Raw genomic sequence first — 15,465 nt, 5'->3', positions numbered from 1 at the left:
TACGCACCTACCGTCGCCGCACCACCCCCGTCTCGATGAGGAGCACCCGTGGACCTGACCGGCAAGGTCGCCGTCGTCACCGGATCCGGACGGGGCCTCGGCCTCGCCTACGCCACCGAACTGGCCCGCGCGGGCGCCGCCGTCGTGGTGAACGACGTCGAGGCCGAGGTCGCCGAGGCCGCCGTCGCGGCGATCACCGCGGCCGGCGGCACCGCCGTCGCCGAGGTGGTCCCCGTCGGTACCAGCGAGGCCGCGCAGGCGCTGGTCGGCCGGGCGGTCGACGAGTTCGGTCGCCTCGACGTGCTGGTGAACAACGCCGGCATCCTGCGGGACACGACGCTGTGGAAGATGACCGACGAGCAGTTCGACGCCGTGATCACCACCCACCTGCGCGGCACCTTCACCTGCACGCGCGCCGCGGCCGTCCGGATGCGCGAGCAGGGTGAGGGCGGGCGGGTCATCTGCATCGGCTCCCCCACCGGCCAGGTCGGCAACTTCGGCCAGACCAACTACGCCGCGGCCAAGGCCGGCATCGTCGGCATGGTCCGCACCTGGGCCATGGAGCTGGCCCGGGCGCAGATCACCGTGAACGCGGTCATCCCGGTCGCGGCCACGGCGATGACCGAGACCGTGCCGTTCGTGCAGCCCTACATCGAGATGCTGAAGAAGGGCGAGCCGCTGCCGTCCTTCGCCCGGCAGGAGCTCGGCTTCGGCACCCCGGAGGACGCCGCGGGGCTGGTCGCCTTCCTCGCCTCCGACGCCGCCGCCGGGATCACCGGCCAGGCCATCGGCATCGGCGGCGACCGGCTCGCGCTCTGGTCGCACCCGACCGAGGTCGTCGTCGAGTTCGCCGACGGCGCCGGCTGGTCCGCGGACGCCATCGACGAGGTGTGGCCGAAGGCCTTCGCCGGCTCGCTGCAGACCGTCGGCCAGCAGCTGCCGGAGCCGCCCGCGAAGGAGACGGCGCAGTGACCCTGCAGCTGGACCTCGACGCGCTGGTCGCCATCGACGTGCACACCCACGTGCACGCCGACACCCACGGCCACATGGCGCTGGACGACGAGCTGTCGGCGGCGGCCTCGAGGTACTTCAAGGGCGACCCCTACGACCCGACGGTGCCCGACATCGCCGCCGACTACCGCGCCCGCAACATGGCCGCGGTGGTCTTCACCGTCGACACCGAGATGGCCACCGGGCAGCCGCCGCTGTCCAACGAGGAGATCGCCGACCTGGCGGCCGAGCACCCCGACGTGCTCATCCCGTTCGGCTCGGTCGACCCGGCCCGCGGGGTGGCCGGCATCCGGCTGGCCCGCAAGCTGGTGGAGCACCACGGCGTACGGGGGTTCAAGTTCCACCCGTCGCTGCAGGGCTTCGAGCCCAACGACCGGGCGGTCTACCCGCTGTACGAGGAGCTGCAGTCCCTGGGCGTGCCGGCGCTCTTCCACACCGGCCAGACCGGGATCGGCGCCGGGCTGCCGGGCGGGCGGGGCATCAAGCTGCGCTACTCCGACCCGATGCTGCTCGACGACGTCGCCGCCGACTTCCCCGGGCTGACGATCATCATGGCCCACCCGTCGGTGCCCTGGCAGGACGCCGCCATCTCGGTGGCCACGCACAAGGCCAACGCCTACATCGACCTGTCCGGCTGGTCGCCGAAGTACTTCCCGCCGCAGCTGGTCAAGGCCGCGAACGGGCTGCTCAAGCACAAGGTGCTCTTCGGCTCCGACTACCCGCTGCTGCGTCCGGAGCGCTGGATCGCCGACTTCGCGCAGCTGGACGTCAAGCCCGAGGTCGTGCCGCTGATCATGAAGGAGAACGCGATCCGGGCCCTGGGGCTGCGGTGAGGAACGCCGGTCTGGGTTCCTGGCCCGAGCGGCACCTGCGCAGCTCGCCGCACAAGCCGGCGCTGTGGTTCGAGGGCGCCACGACGACGCACGGCGAGTTCGCGCTGCGGGTCCGGCGGGCCGCGTCGGCGCTGGCCGGGCTCGGCGTCCAGCGGGGTGACCGGGTCGCCTGGCTGGGCGCCAACCACCCCGCCGGGCTGGAGACGCTCTACGCCTGCGGTCAGCTGGGCGCGACCTGGGTGCCGGTCAACGCCCGGCTGACCCCGCCGGAGGCGCAGTACGTGCTCGAGCACTCCGGCGCCTCGCTGGTCGTGCACGGCCGGGAGCACGGCGGGACGGCCGACGTGCTGCGCGCCGCCCTGCCCGCCGTCCGGGCGTGGGTCGCGGCCGAGCCGCCGTTGGCCGGCGGTGCCGGCTCCCTGGACTGGGAGGAGCTGCTCGCCGCCGCCGAGCCGGTGCAGCGCGACGAGACCGTCACCCTCGACGACCACTGCCTGATCATGTACACCTCGGGCACCACGGGCCGTCCGAAGGGCGCGGTGCTGACCCACGGCAACATGACCTGGGCCTGCATGAGCCAGGTGCTCGGGTTCGACTTCACCCCCGACGAGCGCACCCTCGCCCTGGCGCCGCTGTTCCACATCGGCGGGCTGAACGGCACGCTCAACCCGACCCTGCTGCGCGGCGGGTGCGGGGTGCTGGTCCGCGGGTTCGACCCCCCGGCCACCCTGGCGGTCATCGCCGAGCAGCGGGTGACGTCGTTCTTCGCCGTCCCGACGATGCTGGACGCGCTCAGCCGGCAGCCCGGCTTCACCACCCTGGACCTGTCGGCGCTGCGCACGATCGGCGCGGCCGGGGCCCCGCTCCCCCTGCCGCTGCTGCGCACCTGGCTCGACCGCGGGGTCACCGTCCAGCAGGCGTACGGGATGACCGAGTCGGCGCCGGCCGGCACGGCCCTGGACAGCGCCGACGCGGTCAGCCACGTCGGGTCGGCGGGCAAGCCGCAGTTCTTCACCGACGTCCGGGTGGTGCGGCCCGACGGCACCGAGTGCCTGCCCGGCGAGGTCGGCGAGATCGTGCTCTCCGGGCCGAACATCATGGCTGGCTACTGGAACGCCCCGGAGGCCACCGCGGCGGCGATCGTCGACGGCTGGTACCACTCCGGGGACGCCGGCTCGACCGACGAGGACGGCTACCTCTACATCCGCGACCGGTACAAGGACATGATCATCTCGGGCGGGGAGAACGTGTACCCCGCCGAGGTCGAGTCCGTGATGCTCGAGCTGCCCGAGGTGCAGGAGGTCGCGGTGATCGGGGTGCCCGACCCGCACTGGGGCGAGGTCGGCCTGGCGATCGTCGTCCCGGCGCCCGGCGCCCCGCAGGACGGCGACGCGCTCCGCGCGACGCTGCGCGCCCGCCTCGCCGGGTTCAAGGTCCCCAAGCAGGTCCGCTACGTGACCGAGCTGCCGAAGACCGCCACCGGCAAGATCCGCAAGCCCGACCTGCGGCACACCTACGTGCCCACCGAGGAGGACGCATGACCACCACCACGACCATCGCCGAGCTGCCCGAGCTCGTGGGCCAGGAGCTGGGCACCAGCGACTGGTACGAGGTGACCCAGCAGGCGGTGGACCTGTTCGCCGAGGCCACCGGTGACCACCAGTGGATCCACGTCGACGTCGAGCGGGCCAAGGCGGAGAGCCCGTTCGGTGGCCCGATCGCGCACGGCTACCTGACGCTGTCGCTGATCGTGCCGCTGGTCTCGCAGACCTACACGGTCACCGACGCGACCATGGGCGTGAACTACGGCCTGAACAAGGTCCGGTTCCCCGCCCCGGTCCCGGTCGGGTCGAAGGTCCGCGCCCGGGTGACCCTCAAGGACGTCGAGCAGGTCGCCGGCGGCGTGCAGAACACCCTGGCCGTCACCGTGGAGCGGGAGGGCGGCGACAAGCCCGTCTGCATCGCCGAGTGGGTCACCCGCACCTACGGCGGCTGACCCGCGGGCGCCCCTGCGGTCCAGGGGCGCCCCGCCGGCAGCTCAGCCCGCCGGGGCGGGGACGCGCTCCCCGCCCCGGAGGCCGCTGAACACCAGGGCGCCGGCGATCGCGGCGACGCCGCCGGCGACCAGCGGCGCGCCGGTGGCGACGCCGTCCACCAGGAACCCGCCGGCGATCGCCCCGACGGCGATCGCGACGTTGCAGACCGTCACGATCAGCCCGCCGACCTGCTCCAGCCGGGCCGGCTCGGTCCGGGCACCCCAGCTCAGCACCGTCGTCGGCACACCGCCGAAGCCGAACCCCCACAGCACGGCCGCGCCGAACAGGCCGACGGTCGACCCGCCGCCGGCGAGCAGGGCCAGCATCCCGACCCCGAGGACGGCGGGGAAGCCGATGACCCCCACCCGCGGCGCCCGGTCGGCCAGCGGCCCGCTCACCGCCGTGCCGAGGAAGCTCGCGATCCCGAACACGAGCAGCAGCGCGGCGAGCCCAGCGGCCCCGACGTCGGACATGCCCTGCACGGCCGGCCGGATGTAGGTGAAGCCGCTGAAGTGCCCGCCGAACACCAACAGCAGCGCGAGCAGGCCGAGCAGCACGACACGGGAGCGCAACACCGACCCCAGCGCCCGCAGCCCGCTCGCCGCGGTGGGCGGGACGCGCGGCAGGGTCGCCGCCTGCACGGTCAGCGCCAGCACCGCGACGCCGGCGCCCAGGGCGAAGACGCCGCGCCACCCCCACACCTCGCCGAGCCACGACCCCAGCGGGACGGCGGCGACGGTGGCCAGCGCGACACCGGCGTTGATGACGGTCAGCGCGCGCCCCAGGTGGTCGGCGGGCACCAGGTGTGCCGCCATCGCGGTGGCCATGGCCCAGAACCCGCCGAGGGCGACGCCCAGCAGCAGCCGCGCGGCCAGCAGCACCACCAGGTTCGGCGCCAGCGCGACGACGACGTCGGAGACGACCGCGAGCGCGGTCAGCCCGATCATCACCCGGCGCCGGTCCGCGCGGGGCAGGACCACCGAGATGCACAGCGCCGAGACCGCCGCCGCGAGGGCCGTCATCGTGACGCTCTGACCGGCCGTGCCGGCGGACACGCCCAGGTCGTCGGCGATCCGCGGCAGCAGGCTGGCCGGCAGGAACTCCGACATGACGATGGCGAAGACCCCCAGGCCCAGCGAGACGACGCCGGCCCAGGACGCACCCCGCGGCGGCGCAGCGGGGACGTCGACCCGTTCACCGGTGGTCACCACGGGAGCAGGCCCGCCTCGTCCTGCAGGGTCCCCGACGGACCGGCCGGGTCCTGGGTGGCCAGCCGGACGACGACCCGGGCACTGTCGGCCACCGGCCGCCCGATCCCGAAGGCGGCGGTCATGTCGGTGGCCGTGGTGCCCGGCTCGAGCGCGGTGAACGTGATGCCCGGGTGCGCCTTGGCGTACTGCAGCGTGAGCATGGTGGCGGCGGCCTTGGACGCCGCGTACAGCGCGAGCGGCATGGCGGACTCCGGCCGGTCCGGGTTGGTGACCGCCCAGAACGACCCCATGCTGCTGGAGATCGTGACCACCCTCGGCGCGGCGGACCTGCGCAGCAGCGGCAGCGCCGCCTCGGTGACCCGCACGATCCCGACCGCGTTGACGTCGAAGGAGCGCAGCGCGGCGGGGCCGTCCAGCCCGGTCTCCAGCACGCCCGCGTTGTGCACCAGGAGGTCCAGCCGGCCCTCGGCCGCCTCGATCGTCGCCAGCGCGCGGCCCACCGACGCGTCGTCGGTGACGTCGAGCTGGACCGAGCGCGCCCCGAGCTCCGCGGCGGCCTTCTCCCCGCGCTCGACGTCCCGGGCGCCGAGGTAGACCTCGTGCCCCCGCTCCAGGAGCTGCCGGGCGGTCTCGTACCCGATGCCCTTGTTGGCCCCGGTGATCAGTGTGACGGTCATGTCTTCTCTCTCGTCGGTGGCTCGGCTGAGCCGTCGACGACGCTAGGAACGGCGGCCCGGTCCACCCAGAGCCCTGCGCAGCCTGGGGTGTGGCAGGACCCCCGCTGACCGGCGCGCGGCGTCCTACGCTCGGCGGGTGAGTGAGTCGACGAACGCGCTCGGGGCCTTCCTGCGGGCCCGCCGCGGGCTGGTGACCCCGCAGCAGGCGGGCGTGCCCGACGTCGGTGTGCGGCGGGTGCCGGGGCTGCGCCGCGAGGAGGTCGCGATGCTCGCCGGCATCAGCGCCGACTACTACCTGCGACTGGAACGCGGCCGCGACCGCCACCCCTCGGTCCAGGTGCTGGAGTCCATCGCCCGGGTGCTGCAGCTCGACGACGAGCACTTCGCCCACCTGCTGTCGCTGGTCGCCGAGGTCCCGCGGCAGCGCAGGCGCCGGCCCCGCCGGCAGGCCCCGCCCCCGGGGGCGCTCAAGCTGCTGGACTCCCTCGCCCAGCCGGCCTTCATCGAGGACCGCTACTTCGACGTGCTGGCCGTCAACCGGCTGGCCACGGCGCTCTCCCCCACCTTCGCCGTCGGCACCAACCAGCTGCGCGACCTCTTCCTGGACCCGGCCGTGCAGGCGCTGCACGTCCAGTGGGAGGCCGTCACGGAGTGCTACGTCGCGAACCTGCGGCAGGCGGTGGGCACCGACGTCGACGACCCCCGGTTCATCGAGCTCACCGGCGAGCTGTGCCTGGCGAGCGCCCGGTTCCGCCAGCTCTGGGCGCGGCACGAGGTGCGCGGGCAGCGCGGGACGCCGATCCTGTTCGACCACCCGCAGGTCGGGGAGCTGACGCTCAACCGCGAGCGGCTGGCCATCGACGGCGCGGACGACCTGAACCTGGTCGTCTACCACCCCGATGCCGGCTCCAGCGACGCCGAGAAGCTGACCCTCCTCGCCTCCGCCGCCGCCACGGCACCGGACGTCGCGCGGAGCTCCCGGCCGTGATGCTGGACCTGGACAGCAGCCCCTGGCGGTCGCTGTCCGTCCGCCGGGTGCACGACCCGGCGGAGGTCGAGGAGCTGCGGATCGCGCCGGCCGACGTCCAGCGGGTGGTGGTCCTGGAGAGCGGCCACAAGCGCATCGAGTCCGGCTCCTCCGGGCAGTGGCGGGGGGCCGAGCACGGCCCGGGCACGGTGAGCCTGACCGCCCCGGGGCGCGGCACCCGGCTGCGGTGGCGCGCGACGTCCGACGAGCCGGTGGTCACCGTCCAGGTGGGCATCCCCGGCCGCACGATCGGCGAGGTCGCCGCACAGCTGTGGGGCCGGACGACGCTCCCCGAGATGGACCGGTTGGACGCCGCCGACGACACCACCGTCGCCGTCGTGACCGCCCTGGCGCGCGCCCGGGCCAGCGGCGCGCCGGAGCTGTACGCCGAGACCGCCGCCCAGTTCCTGGCCGTGCACCTGCTCACCCGGTACGGCGCCCTGCCCCCGCTGCCGGCACCGCGCCCGGAGACCCGGCGAACGGCGGTGGTCCGGTCCTACGTCACCGCGCACCTGGCCGAGCCGCTGACCCTCGCCGAGCTGGCCGCGGTCGCCGACCTCTCGCCCTGGCACTTCCTCCGGGTGTTCAAGGCCGAGACCGGCAGCACGCCGATGCGGTTCGTGGCCCGGCTGCGGGTGGAGGCGGCGCAGCACCTGCTGCGGACGACGGCGCGGTCGGTCACCGACATCGCCTACGCCTGCGGGTTCAGCAGCCCCGGCCACCTGACCGCCGCGTTCGGGCGGGAGCTGCAGACCACGCCCACCCGCTACCGGGCGGACGTGGGCGGGCACCGCAAGAAGTAGGCGGTCGGGCAGCAACGCGGTGGAAGCGGTCACCGCCCGCGCCGCGCGAGCGTCCCCGCATGACGCAGACACCCCTCCCAGAACGGCTCCCGCGGGTCGCCGTCGTGACCGGCGGCTCGGGCGGCATCGGCGCCGCTGTCTCCCGGCGGCTGGCGCGGGACGGCATGACCGTGGTCGTCGCCTACGCCGGGCGGCCGGACCGGGCGGAGCAGGTCGTGGCCGACATCGTCGCCGCCGGCGGGCAGGCCACCGCCGAGCAGGCCGACGTCGCGGACGAGGGCGAGGTCGCCGCCCTCTTCGACCGCGTCGAGCAGGCGCACGGCGGCGTCGACGTCGTCGTGCACACCGCCGGCATCATGCTGCTGGCCCCGCTGGCGGAGCTCGACCTGGCCGACTTCGACCGGATGCACCGGACCAACGTGCGCGGCACCGTCGTCGTCGACCAGCAGGCCGTGCGGCGGCTGCGGCCCGGCGGCGCGCTGGTCAACTTCTCGACGTCGGTCACCTCGCTGGCGCTGCCCACCTACGGCGCCTACGTCGCCACCAAGGGCGCGGTCGACGCGCTCACCATGGTGCTGGCCAGGGAGCTGCGCGGCCGCGACGTGACGGTCAACGCGGTGGCCCCCGGGCCCACGGCGACGCCGCTGTTCCTGGACGGCAAGGACCAGGAGACCATCGACCGGCTGGCCGCCGCCCCACCGCTCGAGCGGCTCGGGCAGCCCGACGACATCGCCGAGACCGTCGCCTTCCTCGCCGGTCCCGGCCGGTGGGTCAACGGCCAGGTGCTGCTGGTCAACGGCGGGGTGGCCCGGTGACCGCCGGGCAGAGCGTCCTGGTCACCGGGGCCTCCAGCGGCTTCGGCGCCATGACCGTGCGGGCCCTGGCCGAGGCCGGGCACTCGGTGTGGGCCGGCATGCGCGCGACCACCGGCCGCAACGCGCAGGCGGTGGCCGACCTGGCGGCCTTCGCCGCCGAGCACGGCGCCGACGTGCGGGCGGTGGAGCTCGACGTGTCCGACCAGGCGTCGGTGGACGCCGGGGTCGCCGAGGTGCTCGCCGAGCACGGCCACCTGGACGTCGTCGTGCACAACGCCGGGCACATGGTGCTGGGCCCGACCGAGGCCTTCACCCCCGAGCAGCTGGCGGCCACCTACGACGTCAACGTGCTGTCGACCCAGCGGGTCAACCGGGCGGTGCTGCCCTCGATGCGCGCCCGCGGGCGGGGCCTGCTGGTCTGGGTCGGGTCCTCCAGCGCGCGCGGCGGCACCCCGCCCTACCTGGCGCCGTACTTCGCGGCGAAGGCGGCCGAGGACTCGCTGGCGGTCAGCTACGCCGCCGAGCTCGCCCGGTTCGGCATCGAGACGACGATCGTCGTCCCGGGGTCGTTCACCACCGGCACCCACCACTTCGCCAACGCCGGGCACGCCGCCGACGAGGCGGTCGCGGCTGCCTACGAGGAGCGCTACGCGGGGCTCATGGACCAGGTGTCGGCGCGGCTGGCGGAGCTGTCCCCGCCCGACGCCGACCCGGCCGAGGTGGCCCGGCAGATCGTCGCCGCGGTGGACGCGCCCCGGGGCAGCCGGCCCTACCGGGTGCACATCGACCCGGCCGGCGACGGCGCCGAGGAGGTCTACGGCGTCGGCGACCGGGTCCGGCGGGAGTTCTACGACCGCATCGGTCTGCCGGACCTGCTCACCCCGCGGGTGGACTGACCACCGGCCCCGGCCCGCGCCGTCGTCCGTCGACGGGGCGGGCCGGGGTCGCACGGCTCAGCCGGCGGTGGCGCGGACGGCCTCGAGGACCAGGTCGGCGACCACGTCGGGCCGGGACACCGCGACCGCGTGCGAGGCGTCGACCTCCACCACGGTGGAGCCGGCGCGCTGGGCCATGAAGCGCTGCGCCGCGGCCGGGACGGCGAGGTCCTGGAGCGTGACCAGGGTCCACGACGGGATCGTCCGCCAGGCCGCCCGCGTCGCCTTCTCCTCGAGCGCGTCGGAGGTGATGGGCCGCTGGGTGACGGCCATCAGCTCGGTGACCTCCGCCGGGACGTCGGCGGCGAACACCGGCCGGAACCTGTCCGGCTGGATGTAGAGGTCGGTCACCGGCGGGCTGCCGGGCACCGGGACCTGGACCAGGGCGGACCCCAGCTCGTTGCCCGGGAACCTCCCGGCCAGCTCGCCGGTGCTCTCCCCCTCGGCGAGCAGGAAGCTCCCGACGTAGACGAGCGCCCGGACGCCGGGGTGGCCGTCGGCTGCCTCGCTCACCACCGAGCCCCCGTAGGAGTGCCCGACCACGACGAGCGGGCCGGTCAGCTGGTCCAGGACGCTGCGCAGGTCCGCCGCGTCGGAGCGCAGGCCGCGCAGCGGGTTGGCCGCCGCCACGACCGGGAGGCCGCTGCGCTGCAACCGCTCGATCACCCCGTTCCAGCTGGACGACTCGGCGAAGGCCCCGTGGACGAGCACCACGGTCGGCGTGGTCGCGTCTGCTGGGCGGGCTCCGGTGCTGAGGGACATCAGGGGGTTCCTCTCGATCGCGGGCGGTGGACCGCCCTGCCCGACGCCGCGGCGCGGGTGCCGCGGGTCTGCGAGGCACGGCGACCTGGCCGGAGGGCCACCCGTCCGTGCTGATCGCCGCACACCGGTCGCCCGCCCCCGCGGCACCCGTCGTGGACGACAGGCCGACCAACTGGCATGCGCGATATATTGGATGCGGCTCCCTGGTCGGTCAAGGGTCTCCCGCACAGAGGTCCAGTTCGATGCCGGATCACCCCGACGGGAGGCGGGCTTGCGGAACGGCGCGCGGTCGGCCCAACATGTTGCATGCCGATCCCGCCGAACGACCCCGGCGTCGGCCGCACCCTGCTGCGCGACGACGTCCACCGCCGGCTCCGCGACGCCATCGTCGACGGCACCTTCGCGCCCGGCGAGCAGCTGCGGGACCTGGAGCTCGCGACCTGGCTCGGGGTCAGCAGGACCCCGGTCCGCGAGGCGCTGCTGCGGCTGGCGCACAGCGGCCTGGTCCTGGCGCAGCCCGGCCGGTCGACCATCGTGAGCCCGCTCGACGTCCGGGAGATCCGCGACGCCCGGGACGTGGTCGCGGCGATGCACGAGGTGGCGGTCCGGGAGGCCGTCCCCGCGCTCACCGAGGCCGACCTGACCGCCATGCGGGACGCGAACCGCCGGTTCGCCGCGGCCGTCGACCGCGGCGACGTCGAGGCGGCCCTGCAGGCGGACGACGAGCTGCACGGCGTCCCGGTCACCGTCGGCGGCAACCGCGCGCTCGCCACGGTCCTCGAGCAGTTCACCCCGACGATCCGCCGTGCGGAGCGACTGCAGTTCGGCTCGGCGCAGGGGCACGCGTCCGTGGCCCGGCACGAGGAGTTCATCCGGCTCTGCGCCGCGGGCGACGTGGCCGGTGCGGCCGGCGTCGCCTACGACACCTGGCACAGCCTCCCGACCGGCGACCTGCCGGCCGCCGACCGCACCGGCTGAGGCCCGGCGGCCGGGACGTCAGGCCGGCGCGGTCACCGCGAGCGGCACCCGGTCCCGCTGCGGTGCGCACTCGACCCCGGCCGCCACCCGCTGCAGCATGCCGAGCAGCCAGTGGTGGCCGGGGTCCAGCTGCCGGCTGGGGTGCGACCACGCGGTCTCGATCACCGGCGGCAGCTCCAGCGGCAGCTCGACCCGGCGCAGGCCCTGCGACGCGAGGTCCCCGGCGACCAGCTCGTGGGCGAGGACCAGCAGGTCGGTGCCGGCGACCAGGCGGTGCAGCAGCGTCAGGTTCTGCACCTTCACCGCGCTGCGCCGGTCGATGCCGAGCGCGGCCAGGGCGGCGTCCACCGGGGAGTTCATCGGGGGGTCGCGGAAGGAGACGACCCACCGGGCGTCGGCGATCTGCTGCGGGTCGAGGCGGTCGCCCACGGAGGTGTTGCCCGCCGAGGTGACGCAGATCCAGTGGTCCCTGTAGAGCTCGACGTCGGTGAGCGTGGGGGCGGTGAACAGCCCCCGCGGGGCGATCATCACGTCGATGTCGCGCGCCGAGCCCAGCGGGTCCAGCGCGAACCGGGGGTCCAGCGGCTGGAAGTCCAGGCTCACGTGCGGCGCCTCGGCCATCACCGCCCGCACGATGCCCGGCCCCAGCAGCGTCTGCACCGAGTCCGAGCACTGCAGCACCCACTGGCGCTCCGAGGTGGCCGGGTCGAAGTCCGGCCGGGCGTTGAGCAGCCGCTCCAGCCGCTGGATGGTGTCGCTGACCTGGCTGCGCAGGGCGTGCGCCAGCGGCGTCAGCTCGTAGGTCGTGCCCGTCCGCTCCAGCAGCGGGTCGTCGAAGTGGCGGCGGAGCCGGGCCAGCGCCGCGCTGGTGCCCGGCTGGCTCAGGCCCACCCGCTCGCCGGCCCGGGTCACGTTGCGCTCCTCGAGCAGCGCGTGCAGGACGATCACCAGGTTCACGTCGAGGCTGGGCAGCTCCATGCGCTCTCCTCCTCCAGGTCGTCGGTGACCGGGCTGCCGCGGGATCGTAGATCGGCCGACGCGCTCCGGGGACCAGGCGGCGCCTCGTCCACCCGTCCGGGCGGGTTCCGGCCCGCTCCGAGCCCCCGGACGACGGCCCGGCATAAGGCGCGCGGATGACCGGCCATACCCAACCGGCGTTTCCGCCGTGTGACGCCCGTCGCAGATGCTGGGCCCGCCTCCGGACGCCCTGGTCCGCGACGGCGTCCACCGACGAGCCACACGTGAGGGGCCCACCCAGATGCACAGCGACGCCGGCGTGGCGGAGATCGACCACGCGGGGACGTGGGCCCTGGCCCGGTTGCAGGACGCGGCCGGCCGGGTGTTCCCCGCCCTGGTCAGCCGGGACCGCGTCCTGGACCTGTCCGACCGCGCGGAGCTCGGCCGCCCCGACGGCACCGCGCCGCTGCTCGACCGGTGGGACGACGTCCTGCCGGTGCTGCGCGAGCTCGCCCGCAGCACCGAGGGCTGGGCCCCGCTGGCCGGGTCCACGCTGCTCAGCCCGGTCACGCCCCGGCAGGTGTTCCAGGCCGGCGCCAACTACCGCACCCACGTGCTCGACCTGGTCGTCGCGCACCACGACGGTTCGGACGGCCGCACCCCGGAGCAGGTCCGGGCGGACGCCGCGGCGCACATGGACGAGCGCCTGGCGCTCCCGCCGTTCGTGTTCCAGGGGCTGCCGAGCGCCATCTGCGGCGCCTCCGACGACGTGGTGCTGCCCCGCGACGGCGAGCAGCCGGACTGGGAGCTGGAGCTGGCCGTGGTCATCGGCCGGCGGGCCCGCCGGGTGCCGGTGGCCGACGCCCTGGACGTGGTGGCCGGCTGGACGATCGTCAACGACCTCACCCTGCGGGAGAAGGTCTTCCGCAAGGACTCCCCCGCCCTGGGCGCGGACTGGCTGGCCGCCAAGAACTCCCCGACGTTCCTGCCGACCGGCCCGGTGCTGGTGCCCCGCGAGGCGCTGCCCGACCCCGGCGACCTGCGCCTCACGCTGCGGCTGAACGGCGACGTCATGCAGGACGAGTCGACGAAGGACATGGTCGTCGACGTCGCCCGGCTGGTCGCCTACTGCTCCGAGGTGGCGACCCTGCTGCCCGGTGACCTCGTGCTGACCGGCAGCCCCGCCGGCAACGGCCTGGCCCACGGCCGGCTGCTGCGCGCCGGCGACGTCATGCACTCCACCATCACCGGCCTCGGCGCGCAGTCCAACCGCTGCGTCGACGAGACCTGACCACCCACCGACCGCACCGTGAGAGGGCAGCCATGTCCGACCGGCTCATCACCCACCTGCGGCACGTCGACATCGCCGTGCCCGACTACGCCAAGCAGCGCGAGTTCTACACCCAGCTGTGGGGTCTCACCCCGGTCGCGGAGGACAGCGGCCTGGTCTACCTGGCGGCGGAGGGCTCCCCGGAGCAGTACGTCGTCCGGCTGCGCAAGGACGCCGACAAGCGGCTGGACCTCATCGCCTACGGCGCGGCCTCCCGCGAGGACGTCGACACGATGGCCGCGCAGCTCGGCACGGCCGGCGTGCAGCTGGTCAGCGAGCCCGACGTCCTGCAGACCCTGGGCGGCGGCTACGGCTTCCGGTTCTTCGACTGCGACGGCCGCACCGTCGAGATCTCCACCGAGGTGGAGAACCGGCAGCACCGCCGGATCGAGGACCGCGAGGCCATCCCGGTGCGGCTGAGCCACGTGGTGGTCAACTCCCCCGACACCGCCCGGACCCAGGCGTTCTACGAGCAGCACCTCGGGTTCGCCACCTCCGACAAGCTCACCCACCCCTACGTCGGCGACCTGATGACGTTCATGCGGTGCAACCCCCAGCACCACAGCTTCGCCGTCGCCAAGGCGCCGCACGCCTCGCTGCACCACGTCTCCTTCGAGATGCGCGGGCTGGACGAGTACATGCGGGGCACCGGCCGGCTGCTGCGCGCCGGCACGAAGATGATCTGGGGCCCGGGCCGGCACCTCGCCGGCGACAACACCTTCAGCTACTTCATCGACCCGCACGGCAACACGATGGAGTACACGACCGAGCTCGAGCAGCTCGACGAGGACAGCTGGCACCCCAGCCTCTACGACGTCACCGACCTCGAGGTGCAGGACCAGTGGGGCACGGCCAACCCGTTCGACGAGCTCGTCGGCACGGCCAGCTTCAACGACCCCGACCCCGGCGTCTACGTCGCGCCCCCGGTCTGAGCGGCACGGAGGAGCTGAGATGACCGCAGTGCAGAAGGTCCTGGTGATCGGTGCCGGTGCCGCCGGCCTGACCGCCTCGGCGTTGCTGGCCGACGCCGGTGTCCAGGTCGACCTGGTGGAGGCCAAGCCCGAGGTGTCCGCGCTGGGCTCGGGCATCACCCTGCAGGCGAACGCCCTGCGGGTGCTGCGCGAGGTCGGGATCCTCGACCAGTGCCTGGTCGAGGGCGCCGACTCCACCCAGCTCCGGCTGCGGGCACCCGACCCGCAGGCGACCGTGCTGGCGACGATGGGCGCCGAGGGCCGGGGGCCGACCGACCTCCCGAACGCCATCGGCATGTACCGGCCGGCCCTGGCCGGGCTGCTCACCGAGCGGGCGCTGGAGCTCGGCGTCCGCTTCCGGTTCGCGACCACGGTGGCGCAGCTCGACCAGGACGACGACGGCGTCGACGTGACCCTGGACGACGGCTCGGTGCGCCGCTACGACCTGGTCGTCGCCGCGGACGGCGTGCGCTCGGCCACCCGCGCCCAGCTCGGCATCGACCTGGAGACCCGGCCGCTCGGCATGGGCATCTGGCGGGTGTTCGCGCCGCGGCCGGCCGACGTGCCCACCGGCGAGCTGTACTACGGCGGCCACTGCTACATCGCCGGGTACACCCCCACCTCGGCCGACCGGCTCTACGCCTTCCTGGTCGAGGACGCGCAGGACCGCTCGCAGGTGACGCCGGAGGAGAAGGTCGCGATCGTGCGCGAGCTGGCCTCGCACTACTCCGGCCCCTGGGACGAGATCCGCGAGTCGATCACCGACCCGGACGCCATCCACTACACGCAGTTCGAGGAGCACCTGCTCCCGGCGCCGTGGAACCGCGGCCGGGTCGTGGTCATCGGCGACGCCGCGCACGTCTGCCCGCCGACCTTCGCCCAGGGCGCGGCGCTGGCGCTGGAGGACGCGCTGGTGCTGACCGAGCTGCTCCGGGCAGCGACCACCGTCGACGACGAGCTGTGGGACCAGTTCCACGCCCGCCGGCTCCCGCGGGTGCAGGCGGTCGTGGAGGGCTCGGTGACGCTGGCCCGCTGGCAGCTCGAGCACGTGCAGGGCGACCTGCCCGGGCTCATGGGCGGCGTCCAGGCCGTCATCGCCCAGCCGGCCTGAGCGCCCAC

At 74.6% G+C, this 15,465-nt stretch carries 16 protein-coding genes; 12 read left to right on the top strand and 4 right to left on the bottom strand.

Annotation, left to right across the window (positions count from 1 at the left end; all coding sequences use genetic code 11):
• Window positions 1-48: 48 nt before the first annotated feature.
• Genes FHX36_RS02560 through FHX36_RS02545 form a run of 4 tightly spaced genes read left to right on the top strand, consistent with a single transcriptional unit; the run spans window position 49 to window position 3,840 of the window.
• Window positions 49-972 carry an SDR family NAD(P)-dependent oxidoreductase gene (locus FHX36_RS02560; RefSeq protein WP_110554307.1) on the top strand — a complete coding sequence of 308 codons (924 nt, stop codon included), beginning with the start codon at window positions 49-51 and terminating at the stop codon, window positions 970-972.
• 8 nt (window positions 973-980) lie between these two features.
• The gene (locus tag FHX36_RS02555; protein ID WP_110554308.1) at window positions 981-1,844 is read left to right on the top strand and encodes an amidohydrolase family protein; all 864 of its coding nucleotides are present in this window, start codon (window positions 981-983) and stop codon (window positions 1,842-1,844) included.
• Entirely contained in the window at window positions 1,841-3,385 is a 1,545-nt protein-coding gene (locus FHX36_RS02550) for a long-chain-fatty-acid--CoA ligase (RefSeq protein ID WP_183513465.1), read from the top strand. The genes FHX36_RS02555 and FHX36_RS02550 overlap by 4 nt, the downstream gene beginning before the upstream one ends.
• Window positions 3,382-3,840, top strand: a complete 459-nt coding sequence (locus FHX36_RS02545; RefSeq protein ID WP_110554405.1) for a MaoC family dehydratase — start codon at window positions 3,382-3,384, stop codon at window positions 3,838-3,840. The genes FHX36_RS02550 and FHX36_RS02545 overlap by 4 nt, the downstream gene beginning before the upstream one ends.
• A gap of 42 nt (window positions 3,841-3,882) precedes the next feature.
• Here the strand turns inward: FHX36_RS02545 and FHX36_RS02540 are convergent, their stop codons facing one another.
• Window positions 3,883-5,088, bottom strand: a complete 1,206-nt coding sequence (locus tag FHX36_RS02540) for an MFS transporter (protein ID WP_221202744.1) — start codon at window positions 5,086-5,088, stop codon at window positions 3,883-3,885.
• Window positions 5,085-5,768, bottom strand: coding sequence for an SDR family NAD(P)-dependent oxidoreductase (locus FHX36_RS02535; protein WP_110551518.1), 684 nt, complete (start codon window positions 5,766-5,768; stop codon window positions 5,085-5,087). The genes FHX36_RS02540 and FHX36_RS02535 overlap by 4 nt, the downstream gene beginning before the upstream one ends.
• A gap of 136 nt (window positions 5,769-5,904) precedes the next feature.
• Here FHX36_RS02535 and FHX36_RS02530 point away from each other — a divergent pair, with 136 nt between their 5' ends.
• From FHX36_RS02530 to FHX36_RS02515, 4 genes are read left to right on the top strand one after another with little or no spacing between them, the layout of a single operon-like run.
• Window positions 5,905-6,756, top strand: coding sequence for a helix-turn-helix domain-containing protein (locus FHX36_RS02530; protein ID WP_110551519.1), 852 nt, complete (start codon window positions 5,905-5,907; stop codon window positions 6,754-6,756).
• Entirely contained in the window at window positions 6,756-7,598 is an 843-nt protein-coding gene (locus tag FHX36_RS02525) for a helix-turn-helix domain-containing protein (RefSeq protein ID WP_246405697.1), read from the top strand. The genes FHX36_RS02530 and FHX36_RS02525 overlap by 1 nt, the downstream gene beginning before the upstream one ends.
• Window positions 7,599-7,657: 59 nt before the next feature.
• On the top strand, window positions 7,658-8,413 hold the full coding sequence (locus FHX36_RS02520; RefSeq protein WP_110551521.1) for an SDR family oxidoreductase: 756 nt from the start codon (window positions 7,658-7,660) through the stop codon (window positions 8,411-8,413).
• On the top strand, window positions 8,410-9,309 hold the full coding sequence (locus FHX36_RS02515) for an SDR family oxidoreductase (RefSeq protein WP_110551522.1): 900 nt from the start codon (window positions 8,410-8,412) through the stop codon (window positions 9,307-9,309). Before FHX36_RS02520 ends, FHX36_RS02515 begins: the two co-directional genes overlap by 4 nt.
• Before the next feature lie 57 nt (window positions 9,310-9,366).
• Here FHX36_RS02515 and FHX36_RS02510 read toward each other — a convergent pair whose 3' ends face one another.
• Window positions 9,367-10,110 carry an alpha/beta fold hydrolase gene (locus FHX36_RS02510; protein ID WP_110551523.1) on the bottom strand — a complete coding sequence of 248 codons (744 nt, stop codon included), beginning with the start codon at window positions 10,108-10,110 and terminating at the stop codon, window positions 9,367-9,369.
• Between the two features lie 306 nt (window positions 10,111-10,416).
• Here FHX36_RS02510 and FHX36_RS02505 point away from each other — a divergent pair, with 306 nt between their 5' ends.
• On the top strand, window positions 10,417-11,088 hold the full coding sequence (locus FHX36_RS02505; protein WP_110551524.1) for a GntR family transcriptional regulator: 672 nt from the start codon (window positions 10,417-10,419) through the stop codon (window positions 11,086-11,088).
• An 18-nt stretch (window positions 11,089-11,106) separates the two neighbouring features.
• Here FHX36_RS02505 and FHX36_RS02500 read toward each other — a convergent pair whose 3' ends face one another.
• A complete protein-coding gene (locus FHX36_RS02500; RefSeq protein ID WP_181428702.1) occupies window positions 11,107-12,066 on the bottom strand; it encodes a LysR family transcriptional regulator in 960 nt (319 codons plus the stop codon).
• Window positions 12,067-12,346: 280 nt separating this feature from the next.
• On the opposite strand from FHX36_RS02500, the gene FHX36_RS02495 reads away from it, so the two are divergent.
• The 3 genes from FHX36_RS02495 to FHX36_RS02485 are packed head-to-tail and all read left to right on the top strand — an operon-like array spanning window position 12,347 to window position 15,457.
• Complete coding sequence (locus tag FHX36_RS02495) at window positions 12,347-13,336, top strand: fumarylacetoacetate hydrolase family protein (RefSeq protein WP_110551526.1); 990 nt, start codon at window positions 12,347-12,349, stop codon at window positions 13,334-13,336.
• Between the two features lie 32 nt (window positions 13,337-13,368).
• Complete coding sequence (locus FHX36_RS02490; RefSeq protein ID WP_110551527.1) at window positions 13,369-14,307, top strand: VOC family protein; 939 nt, start codon at window positions 13,369-13,371, stop codon at window positions 14,305-14,307.
• 19 nt (window positions 14,308-14,326) lie between these two features.
• Window positions 14,327-15,457, top strand: coding sequence for an FAD-dependent monooxygenase (locus tag FHX36_RS02485; protein WP_110551528.1), 1,131 nt, complete (start codon window positions 14,327-14,329; stop codon window positions 15,455-15,457).
• The last annotated feature ends 8 nt before the right edge of the window (window positions 15,458-15,465 follow it).

The sequence above is a fragment of the Modestobacter versicolor genome, from assembly GCF_014195485.1.
GTDB lineage: Bacteria > Actinomycetota > Actinomycetes > Mycobacteriales > Geodermatophilaceae > Modestobacter > Modestobacter versicolor.
The sequence above is the reverse complement of the archived record's forward strand: the minus strand, read 5'-3'. Positions and strand labels throughout refer to the sequence as shown.

Bases quoted from the DNA above. Each gene is read 5' to 3' on its own strand.
- FHX36_RS02545 (WP_110554405.1), top strand. From the start codon at position 3,382: ATGACCACCACCACGACCATCGCCGAGCTGCCCGAGCTCGTGGGCCAG.
- FHX36_RS02535 (WP_110551518.1), bottom strand. From the start codon at position 5,768: ATGACCGTCACACTGATCACCGGGGCCAACAAGGGCATCGGGTACGAG.
- FHX36_RS02525 (WP_246405697.1), top strand. From the start codon at position 6,756: ATGCTGGACCTGGACAGCAGCCCCTGGCGGTCGCTGTCCGTCCGCCGG.
- FHX36_RS02520 (WP_110551521.1), top strand. From the start codon at position 7,658: ATGACGCAGACACCCCTCCCAGAACGGCTCCCGCGGGTCGCCGTCGTG.
- FHX36_RS02510 (WP_110551523.1), bottom strand. From the start codon at position 10,110: ATGTCCCTCAGCACCGGAGCCCGCCCAGCAGACGCGACCACGCCGACC.
- FHX36_RS02505 (WP_110551524.1), top strand. From the start codon at position 10,417: ATGCCGATCCCGCCGAACGACCCCGGCGTCGGCCGCACCCTGCTGCGC.
- FHX36_RS02500 (WP_181428702.1), bottom strand. From the start codon at position 12,066: ATGGAGCTGCCCAGCCTCGACGTGAACCTGGTGATCGTCCTGCACGCG.
- FHX36_RS02495 (WP_110551526.1), top strand. From the start codon at position 12,347: ATGCACAGCGACGCCGGCGTGGCGGAGATCGACCACGCGGGGACGTGG.
- FHX36_RS02490 (WP_110551527.1), top strand. From the start codon at position 13,369: ATGTCCGACCGGCTCATCACCCACCTGCGGCACGTCGACATCGCCGTG.
- FHX36_RS02485 (WP_110551528.1), top strand. From the start codon at position 14,327: ATGACCGCAGTGCAGAAGGTCCTGGTGATCGGTGCCGGTGCCGCCGGC.